The sequence below is a fragment of the Dehalogenimonas sp. W genome (genome assembly GCF_037094495.1).
Lineage (GTDB): Bacteria > Chloroflexota > Dehalococcoidia > Dehalococcoidales > Dehalococcoidaceae > Dehalogenimonas > Dehalogenimonas loeffleri.
Window position 1 is genome coordinate 1331801 of record NZ_CP146612.1, and the last position, 11327, is coordinate 1343127.

The following is an 11327-nucleotide window of genomic DNA, read 5'->3' on the forward strand; positions in this document are numbered from 1 at the left end:
AGGAAAAGTTTTTGATATGAAAAATGGGATCAACCGCCGGGATTTCATTAAACTCAGCAGTGGTACCGTTGGGTTGTTTGCAACCACCGGTCTATTCCGAGGCCCGCTTGAGCCGCTGGTTGACAGTCATATTAAACAGGTTGAGCTCAGGTGGGGTACTGAGACTCCCACTATTTGCCCATTTTGCTCCTGCGGTTGTGGCCTGGTCTGTTATGTTGCTGATGATCGTTTGGTACGGATTGAGGGGGATACTTCTCATCCCATCAACCATGGTTCAGTCTGTCCCAAAGGCGGGGCTTTGGCCCAGGTCAGGAACGGGGTAGAAGAAGGCAGTTTCAACCAGCAGCGTTTACAGCACGTTCTCTATCGGGCCCCTGGATCCGATGTTTGGGAACAAAAAGATTGGAATTATGCTTTTGACCGCATCGCGCGCCGGATAAAAGATACCAGAGATTCTCATTGGATTGAGGTGAACCATCGTGGACGCCGGGTTAACCGGGTAGATGCGATCGGTTCAATCGGGGGTGCTGCACTAAATAATGAAGAATGCTATTTGATTTCTAAAATGGTGCGTGCTTTGGGTGTTGCGTACGTGGAGCATCAGGGTGCTAACAGTCAATTATCAGGGTTTGCCGGACTTAACGCCTCTTTCGGGCGTGGGGCAATGAGCAATCATTGGACGGATGTATCCAATTCGGATTGCGTACTTATTATCGGAGCCAACGTTGCCGAAAATCATGCCACTGGATTTTTACATGTAAAATCGGCTCAGGATAAAGGTGCTGTTGTCATCAATGTTGATCCGCGCTTTACCAGGACCTCGGCGAAAGCAGATGTATATTGTCCGCTCAGATCCGGCACGGATTTAGCCTTTGTTGGAGGCTTGATCAAGTTCGTTATTAAAGATATTGAAGCTAATCCCGAAAATTACAACTTGGACTATATCAGGAATTACACCAATGCTTCATATTTAGTGCGGTCGGAATTTAAGGGGCCGGAAGTGCTTGACGGCTTTTTTTCCGGATTCAACACCAATACGTCTGAATATCAGAGGACTAGTTGGGCTTTCCAGAAAGGCGAAGATGGTCTGCCTTTAAGGGACAGCTCATTGATGTCTCCGGAGTGCGTGTTTCAACTGATTAAACGGCATTTTGCCCGATATACGGTCGAACTGGTCAGTACCGTTACCGGTATCTCGCCGCGGTTATTGAATCAAGCGTACCGCCTTTTTGGTGACACCGGGGCTAAGAATAAAGCCGGGACTATCATGTGTTCTACGGGGACAACTCAGCATACCACCGGTACGCAAACGATTCGGGCGATGGCTATTTTGCAACTGCTATTGGGTAATATGGGAATTGCCGGTGGCGGCGTCAATGTTATCAGCGTTGAGTCAAACGCTCAGGGTGCATCTGACCATGGTCTTGTGTCCGGTTTGCTGCCGGGTTATCTGGAGATGCCGTTAGATACTGACACTAATCTGATGGCATACGGCAACCGATTACAAAATCATGGAAACCCAGGAACCTATTCCCACGGTACCCAATCCACCGGACTTGTCAGTTTACTGAGGGCATGGTTCGGCGAAACGGCTGTGGCCGATGATGGATTTGGCTATGATTATTTGGTTAGGCTAGATAGTGATGGTGACTATTCAGGTCTGTCCCTGCTTGATGGTGTCTCCCAGGGGCGTGTTAACGGACTGATGGTTTGGGGACAGAATCCTGCCGTTGGCAGTGCCGGGGCCGATGCAGTTAGTCGAGGTCTGGAGAGATTAGACTGGCTGGTAGTCACCGATCTTTTTGAGACTGAAACGGCGGCCTTCTGGAAACGTCCCGGTATTAATCCGTCCGGGATTCAAACCGAGGTGTTTTTATTGCCGGCGGCGGCCTCATTTGAAAAATCCGGCAGCGTCACCAATTCCGGGAGATGGATGCAGTGGCGCGAAAAAGCGCTGGATCCGCTAGGAGAAAGCCGCGCTGACCTGGGAATTGTTGACGGTATCATGAAACGCCTGAAAGACCTTTATGCCGAAGAGGGAGGGCCTAATGAAAAAGCGATTTCAAACCTCACCTGGAGCTATGGCGATGCCCTCTCGGTGGCCCGTGAAATCAATGGTTATCGCGTCGGCACCGGCCTTCGGCTTGAGGCCGCAGACGATCTGACTGAGGACGGTGACACGGTCTGTGGAAATCGTTTGTATCGCGGAAGCATGGCTGGATCCGGCAATATGGCAGCCCGCAGAGATATTGACCCGGGTGGGTTTATCATAAACCTGTATCATCGTTGGGGCTGGAGCTGGCCGGGCAACACCCGGATTCTGCATAACCGCGCTTCAGTGGATCTTGATGGAAAGCCTTGGGACGGTCGGCGTTCGGTGATTGAATGGGATTCTTTCAACAAACGTTGGAAAGGGGACGTGCCTGACGGCACGGGAGGGCCGCATGCGCAGGCTTTTGTGAATCTGGAATACGGCTGCGGCCGGATGTTCACCGCAGGCTTGCCGGACGGGCCTTTGCCGGAACACTATGAACCTTGGGAGAGCCCGGTTCAAAATATGCTTTCATCTATTCAGAATACCCCGCTCTTGCGGCAGTTTGAACCCCTCAGGGCCAATGCGGCGGAATACCCTTTGGTAGCCTTCACGTTTCGGGTGGGAGAGCACTTTGGTTCCGGGCAGATGACGCGTAATATGCCCTGGCTTTTGGAAATGTCTCCAGAGCCATTTATTGAAATAAGTTATGAACTGGCCGGGCAGCGGGGAATTAGAAACGGTGACGAAGTTATTGTGCGCTCTGTCCGGGGAGAAATTCGGATGCGGGCGTTGCTGACTCATCGTCTCAAACCGCTTGATATCGGTGGTCAGACAATACATCAGGTAGCCCTGCCAACTCAGTGGGGTTTTATCGGTCTCGGCACCGGAGATAGCGCAAATAGGTTGATTCCGGCGGTCGGAGATGCAATGTCTGCGGTGCCGGAATTTAAAGCATTTTTATGCGATATCGTAAAGGGGGCATAGATGGTTGAAGTTGCGGTACTGGTTGATATTACCCGCTGCATAGGTTGCCGGGCTTGTCAGATGTCATGCAAGCAGTGGTGGCGTTTAGAACCGTCGGAGACATCTTTTAGCCCTACCATCACGAATCCCCCCAAGCGAGACGAACACACTTATCTTAATGTTGAGTACCATGAAGTCATCGGTGACGACGGGCGACTTTCCTGGAATTTTGTTCATAAACGTTGTTTCCATTGCGTGGACCCGGTGTGTGTGTCTGTCTGCCCTGTCGCGGCGATGCGGAAGACGCCTGACGGTCCGGTGGTTTGGGATGAAGCCCGCTGTATGGGTTGCCGTTATTGCGCCCAGGCTTGCCCTTTCAGAATACCCAATTATCAGTTCCACAGCCTCTGGCCGGAGGTCAGTAAATGTTGGTTCTGTTGGGACCGGATTGCCGAAGGCCTGCAACCGGCTTGCTCCAAGGCCTGTCCGCCCAAGGCGATAGAATTCGGTGAACGGGAAGCCGTGTTGGCTGAAGCCCATCGCCGGATTGAAGAGTTTCCAGAAAAATACGTTGATTATGTTTATGGTGAGAAAGAAGCCGGAGGAACCTCTCTTTTTTACATCTCCGGGGTGCCTTTTGAACAACTCGGTTTTAATATGGCAGTCCCTCATGAACCCTTGCCTGAATTAACATGGGAATTTTTAAGTAAGATCCCGTTTGAAGCGGCGGCCATAATCGGTTCAATGACTGCTATCTGGTATATTCGAGGCCGGGCGCTACAAGATTTGCCGGAGAAAGATGAGGCTGGTCATGAATAACAAGCCTTCTCTTTACACCCGTTGGGCACCATCAAGCGATACTCCGTTATTTACCCCGTGGAGTGTGTTGTTGTTACTGTTAGCTATTGGTGCACTGGCCGTCGCGGCGGGCAAATTCATATTTGGGATGCACGCCGTAGATAATCTTAGCAATGACTGGCCTTGGGGGATTTGGGTTTCGTTTAATGTCATGGCAGGGGTTGCCTTGAGCGCCGGCGGTTTTGTAACAGCAGGGATCGTCTATATATTTCGCATTAAAAGATATTGGCCGGTAATACGGCCGGCAGTGTTTACCGCGTTTATCGGATATGTCATTGCCGGGGCTGGTATTGCCATTGATATCGGGCGCACTCCGAGAATTGTACATCCTTTGTGGATGTGGCAACCGGAATCAGTCATGTTTGAAGTTGCGGTCTGTATGACCATTTACACGACGGTGCTATTTTTTGAATTCAGTCCCCTGATTGCAGAGCGGTTTCGATTGCGGCGCACCCTTAAATTCCTACATGCTATTATGATTCCGCTGATTATTTTGGGCATTACTCTGTCGTTCATGCATCAGTCCTCACTGGGGGCTGTTCACCTGATCATGCCGCATTTAATGTATCCCTTGTGGTACAGTGAATGGATGGGCCACATGTTCTTTGTGTCTGCCATGGCCCTTGGTTTGTGTGTCGTCATTATTGAGTCAACCATAAGTTCAAAGATATTTAAAAAAGGGCTGCGGATTGACCTGCTGGGCGGTTTGGGTAAGGCTGCAGCCTGGATACTCCTCGCTTATTTACTTTTCCGGTTCTGGGATTTGAATACAACCGGACGGCTGGACAGTTTTACCTTGGATAATACCTTCGGCTGGCTATTTACCGTAGAAATCGGGCTGATGACCTTGGCAATGATTTTACTTTTCATCAAAGGCGTTCGGCGTTCTGCCGGGTGGCTTTTTACAGCCTCTATGTTCGTCTTGATAGCCGTAGTATTAAATCGGCTAACTACTGATTTGATCGCCATGGCTCCATCCAGAACGACCGCGTATGTACCCGCCTGGACGGAGCTGCTTTTTTCCATCGGTCTCGTGGCTGGCGCCATGTTTGTTTTCAGGGTGGTGGCTAAGTATCTGCCCTTGTTTGAAGGTCGGGGTTACGGGCTCTCTGGGGAAGAAGAAAAGGCCAGCTTTTCCTCGACTGCTGAAACTGAAACCGCCTGAGGTTAGTTTCGGTCCGGTCAAAATTATAAATTCGGTTTAAGCATCAACACCGGACAGGGTGCGCCGACCATTATGCGTTCAGCTGTGCTGCCATAGACCCATCGCCCCTTACCGGATTGGCCATGAGTAGACATGGCGATGAAACTGAATGGGTTGCTGGCGGCTAGATTGATGATCTCTTCGGCCGTTTTACCGACGAGTACCTGAGTCCGGGCCTTAACCCCTTGGTCACCCAATTTATTTTTGATTGAGTTCAGGTATTGCTGTCCGTTTTTTACCGACAGGGCAGATTCCCGGCTCTCCTTTTCGCGCCATACGTCCTTCATTTCGTCAGTAAAATCGGAAGGAATGATTGGTTCACGGCAGACATTGGTGAGAACAATCTCAGTTTGATTTACTCCCCATTCTTTGATTAATTGGACCACAAGGGGCAAAATGGATTCTGCAACCGGTGATTCATCCAACGGAACGATAACATCTGTGTGTTGCCAATCGCAATTAACCGAAGTTCCATTACGGATCAGCCACACCGGTTTATCAGTCTGACGCAACACTTTGAGCGCAATAGAACCAAGGACCCAGCGGTTAAATCCAGAGCGGCCATGGGTGCCCATCAGGATGAAATCACTATTGTCTGATGCGGCATATTTGGAAATGCCATCGCTTGCCTGCCCGTTGATCATGACGGCCTTAGCCTTGACCGGTCGTCCGGTATCATGGGATTGACGGATGAGTTTGTTGGCGGTTGCCTCAACGTAAGCCTCGTGCATTGGGCAGAACTGGTCTTCAGGCTCACAGATATGTAGGCAGGTAATTTCCAAGTCAAGCCGGTGGGCGAGTTCTCTGGAGAAAGGGAAAACTATTTCCCCCATTTTGGAACCGTCAAGTGGAACCAGTAACCGTTTGAACAATGACATAGCGTCCTCCATGTCTGTAGTCGGTTTACACTCTGAGGATTCTAGCGCTATCCGGAGAAGATAGTCAAAAATATAGCGAAAGTTCTAGTACTTATGATATACTCTTGGCGCCAAGTAATCAAATCATATAATGTGCTGATGTTGGAAAGGGGTCGTTTATGATTTCAATTTCCCGGTTACTGTGTGACAACATTGGACCTCAGGATTCTTTGCGTTACAGCCCAAATGCAAACGCGGATGGCCAGCCCAAACCGTTTCAACCGCCGATAGTAGTCTGGAATTGCACCCGAGCTTGTAACCTGCATTGCATTCATTGTTATGCCAGCGCCACCAATAACTGCTCGCCTGATGAAATCAGTACCGATGAAGCTAAGACGTTTATCAAAGGACTGGCTGACTTCGGCGTACCAGTGATTCTTTTTTCCGGTGGCGAACCTTTAATGCGGCGTGATTTGTTTGAATTGGCTGATTTTGCCCGGGCGCATGGAATCCGGGTCGCCCTGTCTACCAACGGCACTCTCATTGATCGGGAAATGGCGGTCAGGATTCAAAATGCCGGTTTCGCTGAAGTCGGTATCAGCCTTGATGGTATTGGTGAGAATAATGATAAGTTTCGTGTTCAACCCGGCGCTTTTGAAGCTGCCCTCACAGGAATTCGGCACTGCGTGGATTTGAAACAAAGGGTTTCTTTAAGGTTGACTATCACCGGACATAATCATAAGGAAATTCCTGCGATGCTGGATTTGATTGAGGAAGAAAATATACCCCGCGTCTGTTTTTATCACCTGGCTTATACCGGGAGAGGCGACAAAATCATCAAAGATGACCTGACCCATGCGGAAACACGGGCTGCGGTTGATGTTATCTGTGATAGAACAATTGACTGGCACAAACGTGGTATTGCTAAAGAAATTTTAACGGTGGATAATGCCGCCGATGGGGTTTACCTGTATCTGAGGGCCCGCTTGACTGACCCGGAAAGAGCGGAAACCATTTACAGTTTGTTGAAGCGAAACGGCGGCAACAGCTCCGGAATTAAAATTGGCGCCATTGATGACCGGGGCAATGTCCATCCTGATCAATTTACCTGGCACCACACTTTCGGTAATATCAGAGAGCGTAAATTCGGCGATATCTGGATGGATACTTCCCATCCGCTTCTCGCTGCGTTGAAGGATCGGAAGAAGGTGCTTTCCGGACGTCGCTGCCCCCAGTGCCGTTATCTGGAAGTATGTAATGGTAATCTAAGGGTACGGGCTGAATCGGTCAGCGGTGATTATTGGGAAGATGACCCAGCCTGTTATTTGAGTGACGAAGAAATCGGGATTATCGCGTGACAGTTGAAAAATCAAGCAAAGATATCATAATTCCCAAACTTCAATTGGTGGCTTGGGAAGTCACCCGCAGCTGTAATCTTTTGTGCGACCATTGTCGCGCTTCTGCGGTACAAGGACCTTATTCCGGGGAACTCAATACCGCCGAGTGTTTTAACCTGGTTGACGAGATAACTGAGGTGGGGAGTCCAATCCTTATCCTGACCGGCGGAGAACCGCTCCTGAGATCGGATATTTTTAAAATAGCTGATTATGCTTCATCAAAAGGTCTGCGGGTGGTATTGGGAACAAACGGGACTCTGATTGATCCGGACATGGCGGCAAAAATGCAGGCAGTCCCGGTAGCTCGGATCGGGGTGAGTCTGGATTTTCCAACACCGGAACTTCAGGACAAATTCCGGGGACAAGCTGGTGCCTTTGAAGCGGCGATACGCGGAATAACCAATGCCCGGCGTGCAGGTATCAGCGTTCAGATAAATGCTACCATCACCAAACTTAACGCCTGCTATCTTGATGATCTGTTAGCTTTGGCGAATGAACTTGAAGCCGTCGCCTTTCATCCATTTATGCTGGTGCCTACCGGTCGCGGCAAGGGGTTGGCGGAAGTGGAACTTTCTCCTCAGGAATACGAAGATATTCTGAATTGGATTTACGACAAACAACAGGAATTGGGTGACCGGATGTTTTTCAAGCCGACCGATGCGCCCCATTACCTAAGGATAGTACGGCAACGGCAAAAACAATCACGTCTGACGGCACAGGCCTCTCCTGCATCTTGTCATCGGGAGGCTGATGGTCATTCAGGCAATCAGCCTCACGCTCATGCGATGAATGCCTTGAGCCGCGGGTGCCTGGCCGGAACGGGTTTTTGCTTCGTTTCGCACCGGGGTGATGTTCAGGGTTGCGGTTATCTTGATGTTCAAGCCGGTAATGTCCGGGAACAAAAGTTCACCCAAATTTGGAATAATTCTCAATTGTTCTGTGATTTACGTGATTTGAGTCTTTATAAAGGTAAGTGCGGGCAGTGTGAATATCGCCGATTATGCGGCGGGTGCCGGGCGCGCGCTTTTGAAGCTACCGGCGATTATCTGGAAGCCGAGCCTTATTGTATTTATGAGCCGCAGTTGGCTGAGCAACATTAAGCCCGTGAAAGGGGTGGTGAGGCATGATGACGTGTGACGCGACCGATAAAAAACTCATCGGATTATTACAGCGTGATTTTCCCTTGAGCCTGGAGCCTTTTAATGATCTGGGTCGTTGTTTGGGTTTATCTGGAGCCGCTGTTTTGGAGCGCACCAAACGTTTTAAGGAAGACGGTCTTGTCCGGCAAATCGGCCCGGTCCTTGAAGCTCGTAAACTGGGTCACTATACCACCCTGATAGCCCTCAAGATTGCATCGGAAAACGTTGAAAAGGCCACCGGGGTCATTAAACATCATCGGAGTATCAGCCACGGGTACCTGCGACAGCATGAATTCAATGTGTGGGTTACCTTGACGGCCCCTTCTGAATCAGCCATGAAAGATGAATTGCACCGGCTGAAAGAGCAAACACTGGCGGATGAGATTGCGGAATTGCCGGTAGTAAAGCTGTTTAAAATAGGTTTTTATCTGGACCTCGAAGAAAATGGCAGGCAACCGGACTTCAATACGGCCGTGGATTACCGTCCCGTCAATATTACCCCTGAAAAACGGGCTGTGCTCAATGAACTGCAACAGGATTTACCGCTGATTGACCGCCCTTTTGAGGCCATGGCCCGGAATGCCGGAATTGACACCGAAGGGTTTTTAAGTTGTTGCCGGTCATTGAAGGATGACGGGGTGATACGCCGTTTTGGAGCGGCGGTAAATCATCGCCGCGCCGGATATGTAGCCAATGCCATGACCTGTTGGGCAGTACCGCCGGAATTAGTGGACACCGTCGGCACACGACTGGCCGCTCAAAAAGAGGTTTCCCATTGCTATGAGAGGAAAACAGGTTCGGGTTGGGAGTATAATCTGTTTGCGATGATTCATGGCCGCCGGGATGTTGAATGCTTTCGAGTGGCTGATGCGGTAACCGATGAGCTGGGATTAGATAAATATTCGGCTCTTTTCAGTATTCATGAAATCAAAAAAGAAAGAGTTAAGCACCGAATTTGAGTGAGGCACCAAAATACTACCCCACATTTATCAGCCTGACTGGACGGGATTGTCTGGTTATTGGGGGTGGTACCGTTGCCCAGCGTAAAATAGAAACCCTGTTGGAATGTCAGGCGAGGGTGAGGGTCATCAGCCCTCAGGTGGTATCCCGGGTGGCTGAATTGGCGGCTGCCGGTTCTATTGAGCTTGTTGACCGGGGATATGCAGAGGGTGATCTGGACGGTGCCTTTTTAGTAGTCTCGGCCACTAATGATGCGGCTGTTAACCAGCAGGTTTCACTGGAGGCGGCGCGGCGAGGCCAGTTGATTAATATGGTTGATGATCCGGACCACTCTAATTTTATCGTACCGGCAACGCTAAATCGGGGAGATATTACCATTGCGGTTTCTACTGCCGGCACCAGTCCGGCGCTGGCCCGCCGAATCAAGCACGATATTGAAGAAAGTATCGGTGCTGAATATGCCGATGTCGCTAAACTGGTCGGCGGGGTGCGGCGCAACCTTTTAGATCGGGGCATATCCATCAGCCCCGAAAAATGGCAGGCGGCATTGGATTTGGAAGAGCTGACCGGATTGGTCAGGAACGGCCGGGGCCAACAGGCCGCCGAGATACTGCTAACAAAATTAGTGGAAGATTAGCGGGGAAGAAATACACGTGCAAATCTGTGCCGTTGGCGTTGCCCATCATACCGCACCCGTACACATTCGGGAAAGACTGGCGATCGGCCATGCCCGGTTACCCGAAGTCCTGAGTGAACTGCAACGCTACGTTGACTACGGCGTCGTGCTTTCAACCTGCAACCGGACCGAAATCTATGTTTCCGGTGGGATTGAGCGTAAGCTTGAAGAGCATGCAATCAAATTCCTGAATGATTTTACAGGGGTCTCCTTCGCCGACTTGCTGCCGCATATCTATTTGAAAAAGGATGCCAGTGCCTGTGGGCATCTCTTCCGGGTGGCCGGCGGCCTGGATTCCATGATCATCGGTGAGTATGAGATATTAGGACAGATTAACACGGCACTTGAGATTGCTGAACAGTCCAAAATGGTGAATCTGCCGTTGCGGCAGCTGTTTAATCAAGCCGCCGGTACCGGTCGGCGAATTAGAGAAGAAACTGATATCAGCAAGAACGCCCTGTCGGTCAGTTCGGTGGCGGTTGACCTGGCAAAGCAGGTGCTGGGAGAATTAAAAGGGTGTTGTGTATTAGTGATCGGGGCCGGTGAAGCCGGGAGATTGGTGGCCAAAGCCGCCAGGGAGCGCGGAGCTTCCCGGTTGATAATTTACAATCGCTCCCGGGACAAGGCTCTGGAGCTGGCAAAGTCCCTCGGGGCGGAACAGGTCACGGACGACCTGTGTCACGCCCTGGCTGAAGCCGATGTGGTGGTGAGCTGTACCTCCGCCCCACATACGGTGGTAGATTATGAGCATATGGTTCAGGCAAAAAAGCGCCGTACAAGACACCAGGTGGTGATGGTGGATATTGCCGTTCCCCGGGATATTGACCCGAAGGTCAAAACACTGGACGGTGTCGTCCTCTATAATCTGGATGATATGACCGAAATCTGTAATGCTAATCGTAACCGGCGGCAACGTGAAAGTCTCAAGGCGATGAAAATCATCAGCGCCGAAGCCGATGATTTTCTGGATTGGTGGCAATCGCTGGAAGTGAAGCCGACGGTGACCGCTCTTATCAAAAAGGCTGAAAATATCCGCAAGATGCAATTGGAACAGACCATCAAGAAACTGCCGCCGATGTCGGAAGAACAGCGGCAAAATCTGGAGGCAATGACCCGGTCAATAGTCACCAAGGTATTGCACGACCCCATTGCCTATCTTAAAGAAGACTCCCGGAATAAGAAAGAGTATTCAAAAATGGTCAACGAAATTTTCCGGCTGGATAGAGAGAAAGTTTGAA

The 11327-nt window shown here is 50.3% G+C and carries 9 protein-coding genes; 8 read left to right on the forward strand and 1 reads right to left on the reverse strand.

Features of this window, described 5'->3' with window-relative positions; all coding sequences use genetic code 11:
• Window positions 1-16: 16 nt before the first annotated feature.
• Genes fdnG through nrfD form a run of 3 tightly spaced genes read left to right on the forward strand, consistent with a single transcriptional unit; the run spans window position 17 to window position 5021 of the window.
• Window positions 17-3019 (forward strand): formate dehydrogenase-N subunit alpha, encoded by a 3003-nt coding sequence (gene fdnG, locus V8247_RS06895; protein WP_338737114.1) that lies wholly within the window; start codon window positions 17-19, stop codon window positions 3017-3019.
• Entirely contained in the window at window positions 3020-3817 is a 798-nt protein-coding gene (locus V8247_RS06900; RefSeq protein WP_338737115.1) for a 4Fe-4S dicluster domain-containing protein, read from the forward strand.
• A complete protein-coding gene (gene nrfD / locus V8247_RS06905; RefSeq protein WP_338737116.1) occupies window positions 3810-5021 on the forward strand; it encodes an NrfD/PsrC family molybdoenzyme membrane anchor subunit in 1212 nt (403 codons plus the stop codon). The genes V8247_RS06900 and nrfD overlap by 8 nt, the downstream gene beginning before the upstream one ends.
• A 23-nt stretch (window positions 5022-5044) precedes the next feature.
• Here nrfD and V8247_RS06910 read toward each other — a convergent pair whose 3' ends face one another.
• Entirely contained in the window at window positions 5045-5938 is an 894-nt protein-coding gene (locus tag V8247_RS06910) for a universal stress protein (protein ID WP_338737117.1), read from the reverse strand.
• 158 nt (window positions 5939-6096) lie between these two features.
• Between V8247_RS06910 and V8247_RS06915 the strand changes: the two genes are divergently transcribed.
• From V8247_RS06915 to hemA, 5 genes are read left to right on the forward strand one after another with little or no spacing between them, the layout of a single operon-like run.
• A complete protein-coding gene (locus tag V8247_RS06915; RefSeq protein WP_338737118.1) occupies window positions 6097-7275 on the forward strand; it encodes a radical SAM/SPASM domain-containing protein in 1179 nt (392 codons plus the stop codon).
• The gene (locus tag V8247_RS06920; RefSeq protein WP_338737119.1) at window positions 7272-8414 is read left to right on the forward strand and encodes a radical SAM/SPASM domain-containing protein; all 1143 of its coding nucleotides are present in this window, start codon (window positions 7272-7274) and stop codon (window positions 8412-8414) included. The genes V8247_RS06915 and V8247_RS06920 overlap by 4 nt, the downstream gene beginning before the upstream one ends.
• 23 nt (window positions 8415-8437) lie before the next feature.
• Window positions 8438-9412 carry an AsnC family transcriptional regulator gene (locus V8247_RS06925; protein ID WP_338737120.1) on the forward strand — a complete coding sequence of 325 codons (975 nt, stop codon included), beginning with the start codon at window positions 8438-8440 and terminating at the stop codon, window positions 9410-9412.
• Window positions 9409-10050: a bifunctional precorrin-2 dehydrogenase/sirohydrochlorin ferrochelatase gene (locus tag V8247_RS06930; RefSeq protein ID WP_338737121.1), complete on the forward strand. Its 642-nt coding sequence runs from the start codon at window positions 9409-9411 to the stop codon at window positions 10048-10050. Before V8247_RS06925 ends, V8247_RS06930 begins: the two co-directional genes overlap by 4 nt.
• A 16-nt stretch (window positions 10051-10066) precedes the next feature.
• Window positions 10067-11326, forward strand: coding sequence for a glutamyl-tRNA reductase (hemA, locus tag V8247_RS06935; protein ID WP_338737122.1), 1260 nt, complete (start codon window positions 10067-10069; stop codon window positions 11324-11326).
• Window position 11327: the final 1 nt, after the last annotated feature.